Consider the following 22558-nt stretch of genomic DNA (forward strand, 5'->3'; position numbering starts at 1 on the left):
GAATTCACAAATGGTTACCTATATCGTGCAAACTACAGTTCAATACGAAGTCTACAATGAGTACGTAGAGTGGTTGAAAACTGACTACATTCCTCAAGCCTTGAAAATCCCTGGATTTATCAGTGCAGATCTTTGCCTTCGCAAAGGCGGCGCAATGGAATCTTCGGCAAAAGAACTTCGTGTCGTATTTAAAGTCGAGAGTGAAGACTCTATTAAATCCTATATTTCGGAGCACGCAATGCCGCTTCGTGAAAAGGCGACTGAAAAATTCCCAGGCAGATTCTCTAACAATCGCGAAATTTGGCTAGACACCATTACTTTTGTGTCAAAATAACAGTTCGAGTCTTTTAAATCGGGAACCACGGGTGTAAAGTGGTTTCCGAGCTCTTGAAAGGAGAAGATCATGTCATCTGCATCATTTCAGAAACTTTTGAATAACCTCTCAAAGAACAAGAACGTACAAAGCCTTCTTGAGAACTTCCAAACTTTGAGCGACGAAATCAAAAAACGCGAAGGCGACCTTAAAGGCAAATTCGATAAATCCAAAGAACAGAAGATCGAGCAAGCTTGGCAGAAATACCAAGAGATCGTAAAAGTTTTGAGCGCCTCTGAAGAGAAGCTTGAAAAAGAAGTGACGACGACAATTGCAAAAATCAAAAAATCTGCGGACGCTCTAGAAAAGAACATCCAAGTCGCTAAGAAAAAAGCGATCGTTCAAAAAACGAAATTGGAAAAAGCCTTGTTCAAAAAAACAATGACGGCCAAAAAAGGCGCTGCAAAAACAGCTAAAAAAGCTGCCGCGAAACGCCCTGTTAAAACCGCTAAAAAGGCAGTTCGCAAGGCTACAAAAAAGGCTACTCGCAAGTAAAACTGTCTCAATAAGGCATAGACATAGGTCTGTTTTTGATACTTATGCTATGCCTTCCTCGCTTTTTCAAAAAGCGAATCTTCGTATTATTCCTTTACCAAATCTTATTAGTTGAATTTGGCATTACCCGAAGGTGTTCCGCAATAAAGTGATCTTTTTTTCAATTTCAATTTGGCAACAATACTTAACTATTTGATTTGTCTTACCGAAGAGTCCTAAGGAACGTTTTTTAACGAATTCTTAACAGGGACGTCTCATGCGAATCGGTAAAAAAATCATAACTGTGGTTGCGCTGATACTGCTCGGGTTTATAGCATCTGTGGCAACAGCGTCTCCACAAAAACTCACATATCAAGGTCGAATCGTTGATTCAACTGGCAATGCACTAAACTACAACGACGTCTCTTTCAGATTCCAAATTACGTCCACCGATGGATTGTGTGTTCTTTATTATGAAGAGCGCCAACACATCAACATGCAAAACTCTGATGGTATCTTTGATATCGCTATCGGCGACGGCAATGTGATTTATGCTGCCGGTGGTGCGAATAAACTTTCTGATTCATTCACAAACGGAATTACTCACAACTGTTATGGTGGTGGTACTTGGGCTTCATCTGCCACTTCTGAACGTCTTTTGAAAGTAAGCTTTCATGACGGCACTGGTTGGCAGGCAATCGATCCAGCCAACACGATTCGTTCGGTTCCGTTCGCCATGTCTTCTTTCTCGGCACAAACATTGGCTGATAAAACTATTAATGATCTAGTATTGAAAGCAAGCTTAACTTCGTGTGCTGCTGGTCAGGCATTAAGCTGGAATGGGACGACGTTCTCTTGCGTCGCTACCTCGACAGGTACACTGACAGGTGTCACAGCAGGTACAGGTCTTACTGGTGGTGGTACATCTGGTACCGTGACTGTTTCTCTTGCGAACTCTGGCGTGACTGCTGGCACTTATGGTTCTGCAACTCAAGTTCCAGTGGTTGCCGTCGATGCCACAGGTCGCATCACTTCAGTTACTCCGACCACTATTACAGGTATCGCCCCTGGCGGCTCCGCAAGTGGTGATTTAAGTGGTTCATACCCATCTCCAACTATTGCGAACAACGCAATTACTTCAGGCAAAATCGCTGATGGCACCGTTGTCGCAGCTGATATGGATTTCACAGGAACTAATATTGCAACTTCAAGCATTGTGATCAAAGACTCCACTGGAAAATTTGCTGAGTTTGCATGTTCCACTGTTGGTCACGTTGCCACTTGGACTGCCGTGGGTTGGGGTTGCCAAGCTCCTTCAACGACGGATGCGACGAAGTTACCTTTGGCTGGCGGCACAATGGCCGGCACGATCGACATGAACAGCAACAACATCACAAACATTGGTTTCATGACAATGTCTGCGAACAAGAGCCTTCATGTTTCAAACAATGCTGCAGACCCAAGTTTGGTTGCTGCTGACAAAGGTAAAATCTGGTTTAACTCGACAACGAATGAATTGAAATACTGGAATGGTACTGCGGCAGTTGCTGTAGGTTCCACTGGGGCTGCTATCACAGACTTAACAGGTGAAGTAACTGCAACAGGCCCAGGCTCTGCTGCAGCAACTATCACAAATGGTGCTGTGACCAATGCGAAGTTGGCCAACATGGCCTCTTACACATTGAAAGGCAACAACACAGGCTCTTCTGCAGCTCCAACGGATGTTACAATTTCCTCTCTTCAAGGAACAACTGCGAATACATTCGCTGCTGGTAATGACTCGCGCATTACAGGCGCTCTTCAATCGGGTGCCTCTGCTGGTGGCGACCTGACTGGTACATATCCAAATCCTACAATCGCAACAGGTGCCGTAACTTCTGCGAAAATCGCAGATGGTACAATCACTGCAACGGACATGGATTTCACAGGTACTAATTCAGCGACGGCTGGTGCTGTGATCAAAGATGCGTCTGGTAAATTCGTGACTTATACATGTTCGACTGTTGGCCATGTTGCGACTTGGACAGCTTCAGGTTGGGCTTGTGCTCCAGTTGCGGTTCCTTCTCTTGCAAATACAAATTTCTGGGTTGGTGACGCTTCGAATGTTGCTCAGTCAGTTGCCATGAGTGGTGACGCGACTTTGGCAAATACAGGTGCCTTGACTCTTGCGAGCGTGGTTTCTGCAGGTACGTATACTAAAGTAACTGTCGACGTAAAAGGTCGTGTGACGACAGGTGCAAACTTAGGTGCTTCTGATATCACGACGGCTCTAACGTACACTCCGGTAAATAAAGCTGGCGATGTGATGACGGGTTCATTAGGTCTTGGTAACTTCACGAACGCGACAGAGACCACTCTGATCACAGGTTGGACTGCTGCTGACAAAGGTAAAACTTGGTTTAACACTTCCACGAATCAGGTGAAATACTGGGACGGCTCTGCAGCTCAGGCTTTGGGAGTTTCTGGTGCTGGCTTAACTTCCCTAAATGGTGAATCTGGTTCGGCGCAAACTTTTGCAACGCCAGGTACTTCTGGAACAGCTCCTGCTTGGTCTTCAGCTTCCAATGCTCATACATTGAATATCCCAATGGCTTCGGCTGCGGGTGTGACTGCAGGGCTTATCAGTAAAACTGAATACGATTCTTTCGTTGCCAAGCAAGATGCTGGTAACTATGTCACCGCATTAACTGGTGACGTAACAGCTTCAGGCCCAGGCTCTGCCGCTGCGACTATCGCTGCCAATGCAGTGACAAGTTCTAAGATCGCTGATGGAACTATCGTCGGTGCGGATATGGATTTCACTGGCGTAAATGCTGGTACTGCGAATCTTGTTATTAAAGATTCTTCCGGTAAATTCGCAAACTTTGGTTGTTCAACTGCAGGTCACGTTGCTACTTGGTCTGTGACAGGTTGGTCTTGTGCCGCTCCTACTCCACTTATGCCATCACTAGCTAACGGAAAAATCTGGGTTGGTGATGGTTCGAATGCCGCAACGGCGGTGAGCGTAAGTGGTGATGCGACACTTGCTAATACAGGTGCTTTGACTCTGAAAAACACGGGTACTGCAGGTACATATTATAGTGTGACAACGGATGCTCAAGGCCGTGTAACAGCGGGTGCTGCTTCGTTGGTCGCTGCTGACATTCCAAATCTTGATTGGGCAAAAATCACTTCCGGCAAACCAACATCCCTTTCAGGTTATGGAATCACAGACGGTGTTCAAAATGCTGGTGGCACTCCAAGTGTTGCTACAGGTTTGGATGCAAGTAAACCAGCTGCCGGTACTGCCGGTCGCATTTACGTAGCGACAGATACGCAAAAAATCTATTCTGACTCTGGCGCTGTATGGACAGTTGTTGGTGCTTACACTTCACTGACTGGTGCAACTGGCGCCTTCGTTAACGGCGGTAACTCTTTCGGTACGGCCGCTTCCCTTGGAACAAACGACAGCAATCAATTAACTCTTAAAACAAACAACACAGATCGTATCACGATCGACACAGCTGGTAACGTAGGTATCGGTGGTGCTCCCGCTTATAAAGCTCATATCAGAAATGGTGTTCTAGCAGTTAAAGGTGACGCTGGTTCCTCGAATGCTCCATCCACTGAATCCGTAGCTTCTTTCGATAGAGAAGCTGTTGGTGGTGTGGGTATGAACATGTACACAATGAACTCCCAGCCTGCGACGATCTATTTTGGTAATACATCGAGTGCCCAGCAAGGTTCTATTAAATACCAAGTAGATGCTGCGACCCCAGCTAATCAATATATGGCTTTCCGCGTGAACTCTGCTGAAAGAGCACGAATCACTTCGACCGGAAATTTCGGTATTGGGACAACCACGCCGACATCTCCTTTACACGTAGCTGGCACGATGACTAATACCACTGGTGCACCAGCATTGAACTACTTCTATGGAACTGCAGATCCGACGGCGGCTTCCACGGCCGTGTTCTATGGCAGCAATGGCTCTGTTGCTAAATTTGACAATGCCAACATGTCGGGCGCCCAAACTGTCGGTGCTGCCGGTATCGTTGAACAAGGTGGAACAGGCACTTTGGGTACTGCCGTTGGAGTAGAAGGTTATCTTACGAAGTACGGCACAGGAAATGTTACTAACTCCTACGGCGTATTCTCGCACATGAAAAGCAGCACCACAGGAACTATTGGTTCATTCTCTGGTTTACGAGTGGCTACAGACGTTACGGCTGGCACTCTAACCAATGCCTACGGTGTATATATCGAAACTCTTCAAGGGACCAATCGTTACGGCATCTATCAGCAAGGCGCTTCCGATCAAAACTACTTTGCTGGTGCAGTGGGCGTCGGAGTCTCCTCTCCGGCCTATAAACTTGATGTCGCTGGTGACATTAACATCACTGGTAATTTCAAAATCAATGGCACTAATATCGCAACTGGTGGCGGTACCATCACTGCTTTGACTGGCGATGTAACGGCGAGTGGTACTGGCTCTGTGGCGGCAACAATCGCTAACAGTGCCGTGACGAATGCCAAAATGGCAAACATGGCTGCAAATACTCTTAAAGGTAATGCCACAGGTTCGGCGGCTGCGCCAACAGACATTACAATCGCGAGCTTACAGGGTACGACTTCCACTACCTTTGCAGCTGGAGATGACTCTCGTATTACAGGAGCATTGCAAAGCGGTGCAACTGCGGGTGGAGACCTTACAGGTACTTATCCAAACCCTACGATCACCACAGGCGCGGTGACGACATCTAAAATCGCAAGTGCTACGATCCTTGGTACTAACATGAACTTCACGGGTGTAAATTCCGGAACTTCCAACATGGTCATCAAGGATTCTACAGGTAAGTTCTATGATTTCGGTTGTTCGACTGCAGGTTACGTTGCAACTTGGACTGTTTCGGGTTGGGCTTGTCAGGCAGTAAGCGTCTCCGGTTCGAGCTTTGGCTCCCAAACTCAAAAAACTTTCTTGGCGGCTCCAACAGGTGCTGATGGCAATCCAACATTTAGAACTATTGCTTCCACGGACTTGCCAACTTCTGTTTATGTAAACGGTGGTAACTCTTTCGGTGCAGCTGCAACAATTGGCACAGCTGATTCGAACAATTTTACAATCAACACGGCAGGTTCGCCTCGCATGACATTCCTTTCCACAGGTAAGGTTGGTATTGGTCCAACCTCACCAGCTTATCCACTTGAAGTATCCGGCGGTACAACAGGTGACTATTCGAAATCAACTATCTCAACGGACAGCAGTATTGCCTTAGGAGGCTTTGATTACGCCTCTGTGACTGGTAAAGGACTTTTACTTGCCAAAGTATACGATGGTACAGGCACTCACAAAGGTTATGTGTACTTCTCAACTCCGTCAGGAAATGGTGCCGCGGTAACTTTACGCACGGCCGACCAGACAAAATCTGGAAGCATGCAGATGATGAACTCCGATGGTCACATCAGCTTCCAAACAAGCAATACAGAAAGATTGGCAATTGGCTACTCAAACACGATCACGGCTTCCACAGCCATGGTTGGAACACCATCAACTGTAGCTGCCGCTGCGGTTGACCTTTCAACAAGCAATACTCACACATTGGCTTCCGTGGGTGGTTCAACAATCACGCTATCGAATATGGCGAATGGTGGTCACTATACTCTGGTGATTACTGATACAACTTCTCGTACTTACACTTTCTCCGGTTGTAATTCGTCGAAGTTCTCTCCGTCCAACCAAGCAACAGTTGCGGGCACACCTTCGATTTATTCCATCATCACGATTTACAATGGATCGACTTACGATTGTTACATCACTTGGTCGACAGGGTATAACTAATCATGAATAAAACTATCGGCTCAATCATGATGATTTTGCTTTCTGTGTCAGTCTCCCGGGCACAGATTCCCGGCACGCAAACAGGCTTGCCGTCGGCGCATAATTCCCAAGAATGCAAAAGCCCCGATCGTGCGGCCTTTATGCCGAAAGCAAATAATATCAAAGCACTTTGGCACTTTGATGGGACCGTAGGCGCTATCTCAAATGGTGCTACGATCGCAAAAGGCTTCTCAACTGGAGCCAATGCGACGGCATCAATGACGGCGGCGACTCTTTCATACGCCAACTCGTCGATTGCAAATTTTCGACAAGCCATCACCGCAACCGGTGCAACTTCAACAGACATTATTTCTCTTACAGACTCTTCCACAGACTTGACTGCTGGCACCTGGAGCTTCTGGGTGAAAATGGCTTTACCCGCTTCCGGCCAGCAGCGCCTTTTTTATAAAAGTAATAACAACAGCGACTCGGGTTATTTAGCCGCTATCTATTCCGACGGCACGCTGGAATTCGTAAAAGTCAAATCCAGCAATAACTTGAAACTGCAAACTTGTAGATTGAATTCAACGTACTTCGCAAATACCTGGCATCACATCGTCATCACTTGGGATGGAACGACTACGTATACGGCGGACAACGTGAACAATCTTACCGGTGTTAAAATGTATATTGATGGGGCCGAGCTTACGAACCCAGGTGCCGCAGATACCACCCGTTTCACAGGTACTTGTTCTAACACGGGTAACCACGGTGGCTATGCCTACTCCCAACCAGGTTCTGGTACTGCTGGAGCCGATACTGGACTTCCGTTGTTCCTGATGGGAATTCATGCGTCCTATACCTCCCCCGCCGCCAACGCTTTCACGGGCAGTATGGATGAGTTCATGATTTGGAATACAGCTTTATCCGCTGCAGAAGTAGCCACCGTTTACAAACATCAAAAGTGCAATTAGACCTTCGTTGGTCCTGACGCTCGATTCATTGAAATCCGTTCTCCAACTTGCGATGATTAAACCTGAATGAAGGTTTTTAAAGTCATCGCGAAGCATCTTCTGCTTTTCGCATTTATCAGCATCACAACTCTTTTTCTTGCGATAGGTGGAGTCACCTATTACGTGCTGAACCATATCCACGACGACAGCGGAAACAACCACAACCTTCACGAAGTGATGAAGATTGGCGAAAGCTATGTGGCGGAACTGGATTCTTTCGCGGGCCTGGAGAAAGTGCTGCAAAATAAGACAATGCCTCCATTTTGCAAAACCCTTTGCAATCCGAGTTCGATCAGTCAGGAAATGCTTTTAAACCAGCGCACCCCCTATCTGACGGAGTTTTATAACGCTGCCGGCTCCAAGGCCTTTCAGGACCCCATGTTCCGCTTTAAAATATGGCAGATGAACTCGGTTTCCCGAGCGGTCCCCCTATCTGTTCGCGAAATTCTGAAGGATGTCCTGAATAAGGAATCCCTGACCACGAAAAACAAGGTTTTGCTGGCTCTGCGAATCGAAACCGTTCTGTTAACAAATCTTCCCTCGCTCCAAAGCCGAATGGCTGCATTTATGGCCGATTCCGAGCGCCAAAACCAAGCCCGTACTTGGATTAAAGCCTGCCAAATGGGCGGGAATTCCAAAAAAATCATGGCCGAGTGCGAAGCCGAATTCAGACCTGTGATAAAGTAGTCATACTGCCTTGCATTAGCTGAGTCGCTTCCTCCACAAAGCTTTAATCGTTTTCTCCGTTATGCTAGGCTCCTTGTGCGCATTGAGGTGCTTATGAAAATCGAAAATTTATCTGCTAGAAATGAATTTATTCCCCGCCACATTGGTCCAAGCGACTCTGACATCCAAGCGATGTTGAAAGAGTTGGGTTTCGCCAATTTGGACGAGCTGGCCAACAAAATTATTCCTTCTCAGATCCGCACGGATCATAAATTCGACGGCGTAGGCCCCGGTATTTCCGAATTCGGTTTGTTGAATCATTTGAAATCAATGGTTTCCAAAAACAAAGTGATGAAATCCTATATCGGTTTGGGTTTCCACGATTCCATCACTCCAACGATCATTCAAAGAAATATCTTTGAAAATCCAGTGTGGTACACAGCATACACTCCTTACCAAGCAGAGATCGCACAAGGTCGCTTGGAAGCACTTTTGAACTTCCAAACAATGGTTGCTGATTTAACGGGTATGGAAATTTCCAACTCCTCACTTCTTGATGAAGGAACAGCTGCTGCTGAAGCGATGTTCATGGCTCACGCACTTTGCAAAACTAAAGCAAATGCGTTTGTGGTTTCAGATAAAATGCATCCTCACGTAATCGAAGTCCTGGGTACTCGTGCAGAACCATTGGGCTTAGAGATGATTGTGACGAATCCAGCGACTTACGATTTCGCAAAACCAGCGTTCGGTGTGTTCTTCCAATACCCTGACACTGAAGGTGCTGTAGAAAACTATTCTGATCTTGCAAAAAAATATAAAGACCAAGGCGCACACGTTGTAGCTTCAGTTGATTTGTTGGCAATGACTCTTCTGACTCCTCCGGGAGAGTGGGGTGCTGATATCGTTGTGGGTAACTCTCAACGTTTCGGCGTGCCATTGGGTTACGGCGGTCCTCACGCTGCCTTCCTTGCAACGAAAGATGCTTACAAGCGCATGATGCCAGGTCGTTTGGTTGGCGTGTCTGTGGACTCTCAAGGCAAACAAGCATTACGTCTGGCTTTGCAAACTCGCGAGCAACATATCCGTCGTGAAAAAGCGACTTCGAATATCTGTACTGCTCAAGTGCTATTGGCAAACATGGCTTCGATGTACGCAGTTTACCACGGACCACAAGGTCTTAAGAAAATCGCTCAACGCGTGAATCGCCTGACAGCGATCATGGCTGATGGTCTTTCGAAACTTGGTTACAATGTTTCCAAAGGTGCGTTCTTTGATACGATTACTGTTATCTCTGACAACGCTGCAGGAATTTTGGCTGAGGCAGAAAAACTGGGCATGAACTTCCGCAAAATCAACGACAAGACTTTGGGCATCTCTTTGGATGAGACAGTGACTTTGACTGACGTTGAAACAGTTTGGATGGCCTTCAACGGTGGCAACAAAGCGGCCTTCGATTGTCACTCTATCGACGATACTTTGAAATTGGAAATCCCAGCGGCTTTGGCTCGTAAATCGGCATTCATGACAAACCCGGTGTTCAACTCGCATCACAGCGAGACAGAACTTCTTCGTTACATCCACCACTTGCAAAACAAAGACATCACTTTGACTCACTCGATGATTCCATTGGGTTCTTGCACAATGAAATTGAATGCGACGACTGAATTGGTTCCGGTTTCATGGCCAGAGATCAGCAAACTTCACCCGTTTGCTCCGGTTTCTCAAACTTCTGGTTTGATTGAAATGATCAAAGACCTTGAAGCGAAACTTTGCGACATCACGGGTTTTGCAGCTGTGAGCTTGCAACCCAATGCGGGTTCCCAAGGTGAATACGCGGGTCTTTTGGTGATTCGTAAGTACCACCAATCCCGTGGTCAAGGTCACAGAAACATCTGCTTGATCCCTTCTTCTGCGCACGGAACAAACCCTGCCTCTGCAGCTTTGGCTGGCATGCAAGTGGTTGTTGTGAACTGCGATGACTTGGGTAACGTTGAAATTTCTGATCTAAAAGCAAAAGCTGAACAACACAAAGACAATTTGTCTGCGTTGATGATCACTTATCCATCCACTCACGGTGTTTACGAAGAAGGTATCAAAGAAATCTGCGATATCGTTCACGCAAACGGCGGTCAAGTGTACATGGACGGAGCGAACATGAACGCCTTGGTCGGCATGTGCCGTCCAGGTACTTTTGGTGCTGACGTTTCTCACATGAACCTTCACAAAACATTCGCGATCCCTCACGGTGGTGGCGGTCCTGGTGTGGGTCCAATCGGTGTGGGCGCTCACTTGAAAGAATTCTTGCCTAAGCACTCTTTGGTTCCAGAAGCTGGTCCTGCAAACGGTATCACGTCAACGACATCGGCTCCATGGGGTTCGGCTTCGATCCTTCCGATCTCTTGGGCGTACATCACTATGATGGGTGCCGAGGGTCTTCGTAAGGCGACTTTGGTTTCGATTTTGTCAGCGAACTACATCGCTAAGAAATTAGAAAAAGCTTATCCAGTTCTTTACAAAGGTAAGTCTGGATATGTGGCGCATGAATGTATCATCGACGTTCGCGATATCAAGAAAACATCTGGTATCGACGTGACGGACGTTGCAAAACGTCTAATCGATTACGGCTTCCATGCCCCGACGATGTCATTCCCTGTTGCAGGAACATTGATGATCGAGCCAACTGAATCCGAGCCAAAACAAGAAGTGGATCGCTTCATCGATGCGATGCTTGCGATCCGTGGCGAAATCGCCGCGGTTGAGTCTGGCAAAATGGACAAAGAAAACAACGCACTTAAAAACTCTCCGCACACAGCGCAGATGATGATGAAACCTGAATGGAATCATCCTTACTCACGCGAAGAGGCGGTTTACCCGGTTGAGTGGTTGCGCACGAACAAGTTCTGGCCCGTAGTAGGACGCGTAGACAACGCCTACGGCGACCGCAACTTGATCTGCTCATGTCCATCCATCGAAGAATACCGCTAAAAGGTACGCCGTACCTTTTGGGGGTGCGGCGCATACAGAAACAGGACCTGGCACCGAATGAAACGAGTTTTGCTTATACGACTGGATAAGATTGGAGATTTGATTTCCACGATGTGCGTGGATCAGGCTTCGTTTTTATCTAGTTGTGAAGTGAAATGGGTGATCGCTAAAGGGTTGGGTTTTGTTCCTGACAATGCAGAGCCTAAGCGTTCTTACATCGAACTTTCAAAGGACGACTGGAAAAATTCCCTTAAAGCTTTGCGCGCATTTATTCGCGAATACAAACCCGACGTAGCGGTTAGTTTTCAAGCGCCATGGTGGGTGGCATTCGCTTTGTGGGCAGAAGGCGTTAAAGTTCGCGCGGGAGTTCAATCCCAGTGGCACAGCTTTTTGTTTTTAAATAAAGGCCTTCGCCAGCGTCGCAGCAAAGCTGTTCAGCACGAAGCCGATTACAACATGGATCTGTTGCGCTTTGCTTTGGATGAAAAATCCAAAGCGCCCACTCCAGTTTTGAAATTGCTGGCGGCAAAAAATCCAGAGCTACTGGACAAGCATTCACTCACCGAGAAAAATTATGTTGTGGTTCACCCTGGAATGGCGGGATCCGCTCTGAACTGGCCCACAGCTCGCTATATTTCTTTAATTGAACAGATCACTCCGTTTGCGAAAGTGGCCCTGACAGGTACCCCCGCAGATGAGCCATTCTTAACTGAAATCAAAGCTCGTTTTAAAAACGACTCTCAAGTGATCAACCTGCAAAATCAGCTAAAGCCGGCTGAACTATTTACGATCCTTAAAAATGCAATGGCCGTCGTGGTTCCAAGCACCGGAGTTGCCCATATGGCAGCATCCCTGGGAGCACCTGTTTTAGGACTTTACTCCCCGATCCGCGTGCAACATCCCCGTCGCTGGGCTGCCCGTGGTGAAAATGTAAAAATTTTCGTGTCTAAGAACGAAAATCCCCCTTACGACCACGCTATGGAAGAAATCCAGGTCGAAGATTTGCTAAAAGCCCTGAATACTCTGTAGAATCCCGGGCATCCATGCAAAGACATTTCACTGTTCCCGCAAATTTTGAAGAGGCCATTGCGAAAGCATTGGCCGATTACAAGCTCTCCTTGAACGATTCCAAGGAACTGGCGAAATGCGTTTTAGCGTTGTCTGACTTCTTTATCACTCAACCCGATGGCCAAACTCCGTGGCATGAAACCTGGGCGCAGGTGGCGTATCTTTGCTATTACTTGCCTTTGAATGCCGCTCGCTTGCGTGCAGTGATTGGCGAGGGCGAAAAGCGTGGCTTCTTTCAAGGCTTGGAAGATGTTTATGACTTTGGAGCGGGACTTGCGACAGCTTCATTGAGTTTGTCTGAATCTCAGAATCTAAAATACACATTGATTGAGCGTGCGACAGAACCACAGCGTTTGATTGAAAAGTATTTTTCATTCTTTAAATCTCAAGAATGGATTCGTGCGATTGGCTCATCGCAAATTAAAAATCCAAAGAAATCTTTGGCGCTATTCTCATACTCTTTGACGGAGCTAAGCGATCTGCCATCTTGGGCCTATGAATGCGAAGCTTTGATGATAGCAGAGCCCTCTACTCAACAAGATGGCCGCAAATTGATGGAACTGCGTGCGAAGCTTTTAGAAAAGGGCTTTCACGTCTGGGCACCGTGCACGCACGAAGGACCTTGTCCTTTGCTGACTCAATCTAAAACTGATTGGTGCCACGACCGCATTCATTTCGATGCGCCTAAATGGTTCTTAAGCATGGAAGAGCAACTTCCTATGAAGAACCGCACATTAACGACAAGTTATTTGCTAATGAGAAAATCCAAACCTGAAGCCATCGCCGCGGCACGTGTGGTGGGTGATACATTAAAAGAAAAAGGCAAAGACCGCCAGATGATCTGCCGCGGTTCTGATCGTGAATTCCTGGCTTGGATGCACAAGTTTAAAATTCAACAGGAAATTCCTCGCGGCACTTTGATCGAAATCCCCGAAGGTCTGCAAAAAGTCTCAAACGAGCTCCGCGTACAGCAAGAAATCAATATTCTTTAATTAAAAAAATCCTTCGAAACATAGAAGCTTCGAAGGATTCATAACAACTGCTTTTTTTTACAAGACGACTATTCGGCGCTATAGATATCGATTTTAACTTCCTTTATGAAAGTCGCCTCGATTGTCGTTTTGCCTTTTGAATCGTCCCAGCCATCTTCAGTTTTCGGGAATGAGTTTGTTAATTCAACTCGAACCAAGAACTTAACCGAGTCGAATGAGGCTGCTTTATGAACGCCCATTTGAGATGCGATCGTCACGAAGAAGATTCCATATTTACCATTACTGCAGAATCCCTCGTCACAGTAAACGCCAAATTGATCTTCGCCGTCGATCAAAGTGATTCGGATGTCTTTTGGGGAAAGAGGAAGATTGATAGTGCCGTTGGCATTGCGACCATCGACATAGTCATTTTTAACGATCAATTTACCGATAGGAGAGCTGTAGTCCTTAGAGTCTTTCAAAACTTTTTGGATTGCAGCAGGACCTAGAACTTTCGTCAATTCATCGCGAAGTCCCGGTCCGTTAAGCTCACCAGCCTGCGCTACAGATCCAACGAACAAATAAATGACTAAAAGACTTTTAAATACGCTTTTCATAATAACTCCTAAAAAGAAAGTGCGCTTAATCACATTCCTTTTAGGGAAAAACCACAGTACTGTATATCAAAACGATTAGACGGCTATCTTCTAAAATATAGATACGTCGTCAGCACATCCCCAATGCCATATGACTTACTTGCCTCGGAGCGACCTCAGGTTTAAGGTAATTCTATGAGCGAAAAAGAGACTTCTCCGAAACCCCAGCCTTCTTTAAGCCCGGTTCATGCCTGGCACTACGATATGTTGATTGATCATGAAAGAAATCATTTTTATGAAACGATCATCAAGAATAACTGCAAAGACAAAGTAGTTTTAGAAATCGGCGCCGGCAGCGGCTTGATGTCAGTGCTGGCAATTCGCCACGGAGCCAAAAAAGTCTTCTGCTGTGAGGCCAATCCGCTGTTAGCCAAGGCCGCCGAACTTCTTATAAACCGCATGGGCATGCGAGACAGAATCACACTCATCCAAGGATTCTCAACCGACATTCCTACGGACGCGATTCCAAAAGTAGACATGGTCCTTCACGAACTATTCGCCTCAGACCCCTTCGCCGAAGACGTGATCCACTCACTTAGAGACGCAAAACGCTTCATGAAACCAGATGCCATCTACGTCCCAGAAGGCATCCAACTGACTTACCAAACTGTCCAAGGGCACGCTTTAAGACAAGAACTAAAATTCGCCGGAATAGAACTAACAGAAATGACTCAGTTGTTAGGACAAGTGCACCCCGCCCTAAGAAACAACAACAACCCAGGCTTCCCCAACAAAACCTATTTCCTGCCAAAAACCTCAATGGAGAGCTTGGTCAACAACTCCTTCGACCACCAAGAAACAAACCCCGATCTCATCGGAATAGACGCCATCGAAGTAACCTACAAAATCTACGACGGCCAAACCGAAATGCAAGCAGCCCCTTTTGGTCTGCTCTCCGAAAACCGCCACTGGTCCACCCAATTTTTCTACAAAACAAACCTACAAACAGATCACCTACACTTCTGCCTAAACGACGACGAGATGAAGCTGATCGTGATCTAGGCAGCAGAAACCGAAGGTAAATTAGGAAGCTTTTTTGGAAACGTATTCGATTAGGATATTTCTAATGAGCTTTTGATAGTCAATGTCATCATCTTTGGCAATTTTCTTTACTGCCTTAAGTAAATCGTCGCTAACTCTCAAAGTGATAGTTTTGTTTTTCTTTTGAAGCTGGAAAAGCTCATTCAAACGAACCCACTTCCCCTTTTCTTTTAAAAGGAAAGACATATCTCTATCAAGCGGGTCAGAGTCTGACTTCTTCTTTTTAGATTTTGCCATTGAACCTCTCCCATTCTTTCTTATGAGCATAGCGAGCTGATATAATTCTGAATTTTAAAACTCCATCGATTGCTCGAATTGTGAAAACGACAAATAAGATTCTGTTGCCGAACCGATCGAATGCAAAAAAACGAGTTTCACTGGTTGAGTTCTCTACATCGGAATAAAGACGTGGATTTCTTTCAAGGAAGAACTCTATTTCCTTGATGGTTAATCCATGCTTCTGAACTTTACCGATATTCCCGTGATCCCAGTCAAAACCATGAATTTTGGTCATCTACATCCTACCTTGTAAATACAAAAATGTAAATACATGTAAGTTATACATTTTCGGTACCGTAAGGAGGACTCATATATATTACATGCCACTGAGCACCTTTAAGTCCTAGACAAATGAGAAAGGTGTCTTTTCGACGTAAATGGTGCAGTATTTTGCAATCAACAACGACGGGATATAAAACTTTGCCATTAAAAAGATGTGTTAACTCAATGCGAGTCTTTTGAATCTTCGTTACTTGATACATATCCATAACGGAGCACTCAAAGAGAGCAGCATTTTTATCAAGCACCGAGGGTGCCATCCCTTCGAAATGTTCATCAATTGCCGCAGTAAGTTTTTTGATTCGTATCACAGGAACCTCCCAGCAAAGCACACTGCAGGGAATAGTCCAAGAACGAAAAAGTAGTCAGCAATAGACCGACGAAATTAACTGGCGAAATTCGGAAAGAAAAAGAAAGCGATCCCGCCAAAGGCGGAAGCCAAGAAGCGAGTTGCCAAAGGCAACAAGCCAGTCGAGCTCTGACAAGAGCGAGGTCCCAAAAGAACGAAGACGGTAAAGCCCCAAGAGGTTGTGCCCGCGCTAAAACAGTCCGGGGGACTGTTTTAGTGTGGAGCATGGAGGAAGAAGGACCGCAAAGGCGGTCCGCCGACCGACAGTCCCGAGCAGGCGGTACCAAATCAACCGCACAAATAAAAAAAGCCGACCAGTTAAGTCAGCTTTGATTATTCTTCGATCAGAGAAGAAAGATTTGGTGCCCCACCCATCAAATCCGACACAATTTAAACTCCAGTGAATTCAAATAGTTAAGGATGAGGCATTTGAGCTCAGTTGCTCTTACGATAGACCTTATCTGTCGCCAAGAAAGTTAGCAAGCATTATCCGGCACGAGATTTTCATTACGTCCGATCAACGGAGGTTTTATGAAAGTCGTACAATTTAATTCCGAAGCAGATCCATATGCCGCATATATCAAAGATCCTGTAGATCTATTTTGCAGTTTGTTTGAAGGAAATCCCCATAAGGTAATTTGCTTCCTTGATCTATCGAATCTATGCACAAAGTATTGGACACAAAATCATTGGATCGAAGAAGTCTGCGATCAAGTAGTACTCGTTACGGAAGATATAATTGAGAGCTTCGCGGTTACCAAAGTTCCAATGTTTCAATTCTACCTTTATGAAACAGAAGTTCATGAAATCTGTGGAACTGCGACTGAAAACACAGTTCGGTTAGCAATTAAGCAAGTTGCGGAGCGCGTATGATTAACGTGAATAACGGTGAGCTACAAGCTTCAGATTTCACATTAAAATCCAGCTATAGCCGGGAAATCTCAACGCACTTTGCCAGCTTAAACGATGACGAGCGGACTGCAGCCTTATCTAGCCTCATCGAAGTTGGTTGGGTTTCCATTAAAGTTGGTCAAAATCGCGGAGACTTTGACTACTGGGAGAGGCTTACGAAAGAGTGGATCGAAGGCCTCTCAAGCAACTTAATTGACTCCAATGAGGAGCTACTCAAAAACTTCAAAGAAGAGATTACGTTCAACATTTTAGAATTTAAAAACAAAGTACAGCTAAATGAAGTGGCCAAAGATACAGCTGAAGCTTTAGCTGACAGAACCACTTTGAAAGGACTAACTTTCGAGGATGAAGTCCACGCAATTCTGGCGGACCTTGCAAGTTTAAGAAATGGCGAAGTTGAAGCGGTGGGATTGTATCCTGGCCTTTCCAGCAGCAAGAAAGGTGACTTTACTTATAAAGACGAGCTGACATCTTGCCTAATCTCAATTGAAGCGAAGGACCTTAATAGCAAGATTTCAGCTGGGAAAATTGATGAAATACTTATGGAGTCCATTCAGAACCGTGGCGCTTCAGTCGGTATATTCGTGGTTCGTAACTCATCTTGTCTTCCCGAATACTTCAAAGAATTTCACGTGGGCAAGAAGTACATCACTTGTACGGTTAACCACCTTCGAATTGCAGTTTCCGTCGCTAGCTTACTAGCTCCAGATTTGTCAAAGCGTAGCTCAGATTTCGCTGATATTAGTGCGTTCATAGAACACATCAAGTCCGAATTGGCGATGATTGATGAGATCGTCAAATCTGCTAACGCGGGAAAGAAATCTATTGTTAAGGCAATATCGCTATCTCAATCACTCAAGGAAAATTTAGAGATGAGAGTCGAGTGTTTCACGAAAGGAGCAAACAATGAATGATTCAGAAAACTACTGGGAAAATATCCATATGGACACGCCAGAAGACGTTCCTGAAAGCGCAATTGCGAACGAATACAACAAGGGCTTATACAAAGTATTCTTATCTGCTCAGAACCTATTCCATTTACCCACGATCGACTCTATGGATGTTCACCATTACATCGGTTTGGAGCATTTGAGAATTGTCATCAGAGCAGCGCTAGCCCAAATCTCAAAAGATCAAAATTTCAAGTATCTAGCAGTATTCGAAGATAATCGCCAACTTCCTTACACCCGAGGAACAGACTTCCTTATGCGTGACGACTTCTTTGCTAGTGAGGACCTGGACGTTGTAAATCTGTTGATTAAGAAAACAATCTATCTTTGTCAGAAAAGTCTTAAAACAATCGATGAGCTTCTTGAACCATATGATTCGAAAATGCGACTCAGAATCGATCCAGAAGCCTTGCTACAGTCAAAGATACAGTGGGACATTTACATCCTTCATCTGAATTATTGCGGCCTGGGCTTTCCCAGAACTAAAGTTAAAAGAAACCACCGCAATGACAGTCTGAGTATCGAACGTGTAGGCCTCTTCCTCGGCAGCCTCTATTCAACAGATGTTTTGGACAAAGAACTTACGTGCTCCTCCTATTTGTTTGCGAACAGGATTATATTGACCCACCTTAACCAAGTTTCAAGTTGGGAGGAAGTGACCTTAGTTCTTTCTGACTATTCCAGACGCACATTTAATAAGCCCCCAACTACCGGAAGGAAAGGTTCAGATGAAATCAGTCCGGAACATTCTATTGACGATCTAGTTTTGGATGAAAGAGTTCGCAAAGATATTATTAATTTGTGCGACTTCCATTCAAGGGCTTACAAAAAGCGTCCGCTGACTTTCCTTTTTAAGGGTCCATCGGGAGTTGGAAAAACAACACTCGCACACGGAATTGCAAGACATTTGGGAAAAAAGCTCCTGCGCATATCAGTAAATGCATCATGGGGTGAAATTGCCCCAACATATTTACGCTTTTATTGCGAGCAAGCTAAGTCGCAAAACTACATCCTTTTCTTTGATGAAGCGGAACAACTATTTAGATACAGCATGGATGAGGAACAGTCGTCTGGCTGGGCCAGAATTCTATTTGAAGAATTTGAAGGCATAGCTATCTTTACAAGCAATTTCTCTTTGCCATACGGAATAGACAGACGCATGTCTTATGTGGTTGAATTCAATGACCTGAGTGCAGACAAGAAAGCTTCAGTTCTATCAAAGATGGCCAGAGAAAATGGTTTCTATCTTTCCGCCAATGAAATCAAGGAGCTTAGTAAATTTGACCTTTCTCCAGGTTACTACGACAGTATCTTCTTGGTTGCGTCAGCACAACCGGGAATCAAGTCGTATGAGAACCTAAAAGAAAGCTTTATCCAAAGAGCTTCCTTTTTTCTTTCCGAGGATGAAGTTGAGAAACTAAGAGGAAAGAAGATCTCTTCAACAAAGCTATCCTTTGAGCAAAGCTTTCAAGACCAACTAAAGCCCGTTAACTATGGACTTTTAAAGTTTCAAGAAAATCCAAAGCTTTTCCCTAAGGGAATCAAGATGCTTTTCACAGGTGCTCCAGGGTTAGGAAAGACAGCACTGGCAACCTCGATGGCAGAAGATCTCAAGATGGATTTGAAGGTAATCACACCTTCCGACATATTAAGCATGTATGTTGGAGGTAGTGAACGAAATGTTAAGAGGCACTTTGAGTATAGCGAAGCAAACCCCCAGGTCTTGTTCCTAGATGAAGTAGAAAGTCTTTTCATCACTCGAGACTTCGCGAAAAGAACTCACGAACTAAGTTTAGCCAATGAGCTACTTTCTAGATTTGACGCCTATCCCGGAGTCGTAATTGCCGCTACAAACAGGCACGATTTGTTAGACCCAGCGTTCAAAAGACGATTCCTGTTTCACCTTGAGTTCACTCTTCCATCACAGCCTGTACGAGAACAAATCTGGCGAGAATATGCCCAGACTCTCCCAGAAGAAAGTATTCTTCAGCTTTCTCAATATGCACTGACTGGAGCTGACATTGCTGACATTTGTTTCAAAATTTTAAACTTTTACGGTACCGATCAGGAGAGATTAATCCGCGAGTGCAAGGAGATAATTGCCTCTAGGCATCCCCCAACGAAGACAATTTCGATCGTCTAATACGACTTTCCGTATCTCTACGACATGTCGGAATAAGCTTAAACTGACTCAAGTTGAGTCTCATAATGGCGAACTATGAAAAAGACAATCCAGCAAACCCGGCGCAAGGAAGTGCCTTTTGGTAAAATACTGTCCGGTATCATGAAGGAACGGCAGCTGACTTTAAAGATGGTAGCTCAAATGGCGGGGGTCAGCGTTTCCGTCGCCTCCGATTGGACTGCCGGAAATACTCCTCGTGATCTTCATGCAGTATTCCGTCTGGCACAGGGATTGGGAATAGACTTTTCGCGACTATTACTTGGAGAGGTGCAAACTACCAAGGAGGTCGGTTCAATTTCGGAACTTTTTGAAGAAACTGACATGTTTGAAGGGCTCGTACGCATAAGCATAAAGAAGGTCCATCTAAGAAATTCAACGAAGTGATATGATTCGTTCCGGGATTCCGGAATCTCCTAAACATTGTTTACTAGACTGTCGAAAAATACAGAGAACATTACCCAACTCACGTCGTTTCGGGAATGGAGCAAACAATGAGTATGAAAAGCATGACTGTATCTATGGTTCTCGCAGGCTCACATCTGCTGACCGGATGTCTCTCAAGTTCTGGTGGAGGTGGTTTCTCATCGCCAAGCGGGGCTATTGCACCAAAATATGTGGGCACGTACACTTACACCACGCCTGCACTAAACGTTGGCGACGGCACTCTTGATGTACCACCAAATGGCATTACCAGCTGTATCGAAGTGTCTACCAACGTACCCGTGGATACATCAAAATGCCCTGGCCTTGCTTCTGCGACAAAGAAGACCTACAAATCACCTGCTGGAAGTATTGATATTGCCATTACAGGTGCAGTTAATGGTAAAGCCGTAGTTTCCGTCGCTGAAGGTGAGCACTTCGATCAGAGCTCACAAAGTGGAATTGCTAAAATCACTGCCGCTCTTACTTGCGATTCGACTTATGAGAAAAACGGTGCAACATGTGAGGTTGCCTATTTAAAAGCTAAAGAAGTTTTTTCCAGTGGAAATGGTAGTTGCGTATTAACAGTAGATAGCAAAGTGAAGTGCTTTGGATCTGGTTACTTTGGACAGGGCACGACTCAAAATTTAACCTCTCCAACCGAAATAACAGAGCTCGCCGGAGCAACTAGCATTTCATATAGCGGACACATATGCGCAATTATGTCTGATGGAAAAGTAAAATGTGCCGGTCGGAATCTCTATGGCGAATTGGGACTGAGCGACACAACCCAAAGACTCTCCCCCGTTGAAGTTCCACAATTCAACGGGGCGAAAGCTATCTTTACAGGTTCTTTCAGAACATGCGCAACATTTGAAGATGGGACTGTCAAATGTGCGGGCGCAAATAACACGGGCTCTTTGGGTCTTGGGGATTTAGCGGATCGTAACACCCCAACGATAATTCCTAGCTTCTTCGGAGCTAAATCCGTCACATTTGGCACGGGAAACATCTGCGCATTGTTTGCAGATAAAAAGGTCAAATGCACGGGTTACTTAGGATACGGAGATCTAGGCTCAAGCACCAGTTATAGAACGACACCAATTGAAATTTCAGATCTTCAAGGTGCTATAAGTATCTCGGGATCTGCCACACACACTTGTGCGCTGCTGGATTCCGGTTCGGTAAAATGCATCGGAATGAATACTTACTACCAACTGGGGGACGGCACAAACACATACCGAGGCACAGCTGTTGTGATTTCGGGATTTGCAACACCTAGTTCAATCACTACCGGAGATTTCGGAACTTGTGCGATTTACTCCGATAAAACTTCCAAATGTGCTGGCTGGAACTACTCAGGAGAGCTCGGAATCGGAAATAACACGAACCAGCCATCACCAGTTACTGCCTTCGGTGGTGAAAAAGTATTGATGATCGCAAGAGGATCTTCTCACTCATGTGCAATTATGGATGACAATCGAGTAAAATGCAGTGGCGCAAATGACTATACCCAACTTGGCAACGGAACCTCTTCTTCAGAAACAACAGCAATCCTGGTAGTAAAGGGTAACTAACATGATAAGTCTTATTGAATGTTCTGTTTGTAAAAAACAAATCGCATACTCAGCAGCAAATTGTCCGGACTGCGGAGCAGAAAACAAGTGGGTACATCCTAAATTCATTGCCTTTAAAGAAGCTCTCAAACAAATGGACCTCCCAGAGTTCACCTACAGAACGACGCGCACAACTCTGGATGCTACTTTAAAAAAACCTAGATCAATAGATTCTGGAACGGCATTTATTCGTTTCGTCGGAGTTCTAATTGGGCTAATCATCTGGGAGGTTTCATTAGGTTGGCTAAAAACCACGCAAGGAGGAATACTGATTCTCTCTGCTGGAGAGATAGTTCTTCTAGTTGGCATGGGATACTATTTTGTGATGGCATTAATTAAGCTCTTGAAAGAAATCTTCACTCCTATTGAAGACTCCATCAATGAATGGAAGAATTACGACAAGATTTATATAGATTACTCCGAAAACCTGGAGACACCTAAGGTCACATGCAACAATGATGAAGTTTGGAAACCCGTCAGGGACTTTTTCACAAACGGCAAATAAATTACCGATGCGACACAAAATG

19 protein-coding genes are annotated in these 22558 nt (G+C 45.3%); 15 read left to right on the plus strand and 4 right to left on the minus strand.

All coding sequences use genetic code 11. The features are described from left to right. The first annotated feature begins 10 nt into the window (after positions 1 to 10). The 8 genes from HW988_RS15805 to HW988_RS15840 all read left to right on the plus strand — a co-directional run bounded on the left by HW988_RS15805 (position 11) and on the right by HW988_RS15840 (position 13368). Positions 11 to 334 carry a DUF4286 family protein gene (locus HW988_RS15805; protein WP_181605133.1) on the plus strand — a complete coding sequence of 108 codons (324 nt, stop codon included), beginning with the start codon at positions 11 to 13 and terminating at the stop codon, positions 332 to 334. A gap of 69 nt (positions 335 to 403) precedes the next feature. Further along, positions 404 to 868, plus strand: a complete 465-nt coding sequence (locus HW988_RS15810) for an actin-binding protein (RefSeq protein ID WP_181605134.1) — start codon at positions 404 to 406, stop codon at positions 866 to 868. A gap of 256 nt (positions 869 to 1124) precedes the next feature. Then, positions 1125 to 6665, plus strand: coding sequence for a hypothetical protein (locus HW988_RS15815; protein WP_181605135.1), 5541 nt, complete (start codon positions 1125 to 1127; stop codon positions 6663 to 6665). Positions 6666 to 6667: 2 nt separating this feature from the next. Beyond that, positions 6668 to 7618 carry a LamG domain-containing protein gene (locus tag HW988_RS15820; protein ID WP_181605136.1) on the plus strand — a complete coding sequence of 317 codons (951 nt, stop codon included), beginning with the start codon at positions 6668 to 6670 and terminating at the stop codon, positions 7616 to 7618. Between the two features lie 66 nt (positions 7619 to 7684). Then, entirely contained in the window at positions 7685 to 8344 is a 660-nt protein-coding gene (locus tag HW988_RS15825) for a hypothetical protein (protein WP_181605137.1), read from the plus strand. A gap of 93 nt (positions 8345 to 8437) precedes the next feature. After that, positions 8438 to 11308, plus strand: coding sequence for an aminomethyl-transferring glycine dehydrogenase (gene gcvP / locus HW988_RS15830; RefSeq protein WP_181605138.1), 2871 nt, complete (start codon positions 8438 to 8440; stop codon positions 11306 to 11308). Positions 11309 to 11365: 57 nt separating this feature from the next. Beyond that, positions 11366 to 12337 (plus strand): glycosyltransferase family 9 protein, encoded by a 972-nt coding sequence (locus tag HW988_RS15835; protein ID WP_181605139.1) that lies wholly within the window; start codon positions 11366 to 11368, stop codon positions 12335 to 12337. Between the two features lie 14 nt (positions 12338 to 12351). Beyond that, positions 12352 to 13368 (plus strand): small ribosomal subunit Rsm22 family protein, encoded by a 1017-nt coding sequence (locus tag HW988_RS15840; RefSeq protein WP_181605140.1) that lies wholly within the window; start codon positions 12352 to 12354, stop codon positions 13366 to 13368. Positions 13369 to 13436: 68 nt separating this feature from the next. Here HW988_RS15840 and HW988_RS15845 read toward each other — a convergent pair whose 3' ends face one another. Continuing rightward, complete coding sequence (locus HW988_RS15845) at positions 13437 to 13964, minus strand: hypothetical protein (protein WP_181605141.1); 528 nt, start codon at positions 13962 to 13964, stop codon at positions 13437 to 13439. Positions 13965 to 14138: 174 nt separating this feature from the next. On the opposite strand from HW988_RS15845, the gene HW988_RS15850 reads away from it, so the two are divergent. Continuing rightward, positions 14139 to 15005, plus strand: a complete 867-nt coding sequence (locus tag HW988_RS15850; RefSeq protein ID WP_181605142.1) for a 50S ribosomal protein L11 methyltransferase — start codon at positions 14139 to 14141, stop codon at positions 15003 to 15005. A 21-nt stretch (positions 15006 to 15026) separates the two neighbouring features. Here HW988_RS15850 and HW988_RS15855 read toward each other — a convergent pair whose 3' ends face one another. From HW988_RS15855 to HW988_RS15865, 3 genes are read right to left on the minus strand one after another with little or no spacing between them, the layout of a single operon-like run. After that, positions 15027 to 15281 (minus strand): CopG family antitoxin, encoded by a 255-nt coding sequence (locus HW988_RS15855; protein ID WP_181605143.1) that lies wholly within the window; start codon positions 15279 to 15281, stop codon positions 15027 to 15029. Then, a complete protein-coding gene (locus tag HW988_RS15860; RefSeq protein WP_181605144.1) occupies positions 15268 to 15558 on the minus strand; it encodes a BrnT family toxin in 291 nt (96 codons plus the stop codon). The genes HW988_RS15855 and HW988_RS15860 overlap by 14 nt, the downstream gene beginning before the upstream one ends. A 43-nt stretch (positions 15559 to 15601) precedes the next feature. Next, the gene (locus tag HW988_RS15865; RefSeq protein ID WP_181605145.1) at positions 15602 to 15913 is read right to left on the minus strand and encodes a hypothetical protein; all 312 of its coding nucleotides are present in this window, start codon (positions 15911 to 15913) and stop codon (positions 15602 to 15604) included. 569 nt (positions 15914 to 16482) lie between these two features. Here HW988_RS15865 and HW988_RS15870 point away from each other — a divergent pair. The 6 genes from HW988_RS15870 to HW988_RS15895 all read left to right on the plus strand — a co-directional run bounded on the left by HW988_RS15870 (position 16483) and on the right by HW988_RS15895 (position 22536). After that, on the plus strand, positions 16483 to 16824 hold the full coding sequence (locus HW988_RS15870) for a hypothetical protein (RefSeq protein WP_181605146.1): 342 nt from the start codon (positions 16483 to 16485) through the stop codon (positions 16822 to 16824). Continuing rightward, on the plus strand, positions 16821 to 17777 hold the full coding sequence (locus tag HW988_RS15875; RefSeq protein WP_181605147.1) for a hypothetical protein: 957 nt from the start codon (positions 16821 to 16823) through the stop codon (positions 17775 to 17777). The genes HW988_RS15870 and HW988_RS15875 overlap by 4 nt, the downstream gene beginning before the upstream one ends. Next, positions 17770 to 19956, plus strand: coding sequence for an AAA family ATPase (locus tag HW988_RS15880; protein WP_181605148.1), 2187 nt, complete (start codon positions 17770 to 17772; stop codon positions 19954 to 19956). Before HW988_RS15875 ends, HW988_RS15880 begins: the two co-directional genes overlap by 8 nt. A gap of 75 nt (positions 19957 to 20031) precedes the next feature. After that, positions 20032 to 20379, plus strand: coding sequence for a helix-turn-helix domain-containing protein (locus HW988_RS15885; RefSeq protein ID WP_181605149.1), 348 nt, complete (start codon positions 20032 to 20034; stop codon positions 20377 to 20379). A gap of 107 nt (positions 20380 to 20486) precedes the next feature. Beyond that, on the plus strand, positions 20487 to 21992 hold the full coding sequence (locus tag HW988_RS15890; protein ID WP_181605150.1) for an RCC1 domain-containing protein: 1506 nt from the start codon (positions 20487 to 20489) through the stop codon (positions 21990 to 21992). A 1-nt stretch (position 21993) separates the two neighbouring features. After that, on the plus strand, positions 21994 to 22536 hold the full coding sequence (locus HW988_RS15895; RefSeq protein WP_181605151.1) for a hypothetical protein: 543 nt from the start codon (positions 21994 to 21996) through the stop codon (positions 22534 to 22536). The last annotated feature ends 22 nt before the right edge of the window (positions 22537 to 22558 follow it).

Origin of the sequence: Bdellovibrio sp. KM01 (assembly GCF_013752535.1) — a bacterium.
Lineage (GTDB): Bacteria > Bdellovibrionota > Bdellovibrionia > Bdellovibrionales > Bdellovibrionaceae > Bdellovibrio.

Excerpts from the sequence above, each read along its gene's own strand:
- HW988_RS15805 (WP_181605133.1), top strand. The coding sequence starts at position 11 with ATGGTTACCTATATCGTGCAAACTACAGTTCAATACGAAGTCTACAAT.
- HW988_RS15810 (WP_181605134.1), top strand. The coding sequence starts at position 404 with ATGTCATCTGCATCATTTCAGAAACTTTTGAATAACCTCTCAAAGAAC.
- HW988_RS15815 (WP_181605135.1), top strand. The coding sequence starts at position 1,125 with ATGCGAATCGGTAAAAAAATCATAACTGTGGTTGCGCTGATACTGCTC.
- HW988_RS15820 (WP_181605136.1), top strand. The coding sequence starts at position 6,668 with ATGAATAAAACTATCGGCTCAATCATGATGATTTTGCTTTCTGTGTCA.
- HW988_RS15825 (WP_181605137.1), top strand. The coding sequence starts at position 7,685 with ATGAAGGTTTTTAAAGTCATCGCGAAGCATCTTCTGCTTTTCGCATTT.
- gcvP (WP_181605138.1), top strand. The coding sequence starts at position 8,438 with ATGAAAATCGAAAATTTATCTGCTAGAAATGAATTTATTCCCCGCCAC.
- HW988_RS15835 (WP_181605139.1), top strand. The coding sequence starts at position 11,366 with ATGAAACGAGTTTTGCTTATACGACTGGATAAGATTGGAGATTTGATT.
- HW988_RS15840 (WP_181605140.1), top strand. The coding sequence starts at position 12,352 with ATGCAAAGACATTTCACTGTTCCCGCAAATTTTGAAGAGGCCATTGCG.
- HW988_RS15845 (WP_181605141.1), bottom strand. The coding sequence starts at position 13,964 with ATGAAAAGCGTATTTAAAAGTCTTTTAGTCATTTATTTGTTCGTTGGA.
- HW988_RS15850 (WP_181605142.1), top strand. The coding sequence starts at position 14,139 with ATGAGCGAAAAAGAGACTTCTCCGAAACCCCAGCCTTCTTTAAGCCCG.
- HW988_RS15855 (WP_181605143.1), bottom strand. The coding sequence starts at position 15,281 with ATGGCAAAATCTAAAAAGAAGAAGTCAGACTCTGACCCGCTTGATAGA.
- HW988_RS15860 (WP_181605144.1), bottom strand. The coding sequence starts at position 15,558 with ATGACCAAAATTCATGGTTTTGACTGGGATCACGGGAATATCGGTAAA.
- HW988_RS15870 (WP_181605146.1), top strand. The coding sequence starts at position 16,483 with ATGAAAGTCGTACAATTTAATTCCGAAGCAGATCCATATGCCGCATAT.
- HW988_RS15875 (WP_181605147.1), top strand. The coding sequence starts at position 16,821 with ATGATTAACGTGAATAACGGTGAGCTACAAGCTTCAGATTTCACATTA.
- HW988_RS15880 (WP_181605148.1), top strand. The coding sequence starts at position 17,770 with ATGAATGATTCAGAAAACTACTGGGAAAATATCCATATGGACACGCCA.
- HW988_RS15885 (WP_181605149.1), top strand. The coding sequence starts at position 20,032 with ATGAAAAAGACAATCCAGCAAACCCGGCGCAAGGAAGTGCCTTTTGGT.
- HW988_RS15890 (WP_181605150.1), top strand. The coding sequence starts at position 20,487 with ATGAGTATGAAAAGCATGACTGTATCTATGGTTCTCGCAGGCTCACAT.
- HW988_RS15895 (WP_181605151.1), top strand. The coding sequence starts at position 21,994 with ATGATAAGTCTTATTGAATGTTCTGTTTGTAAAAAACAAATCGCATAC.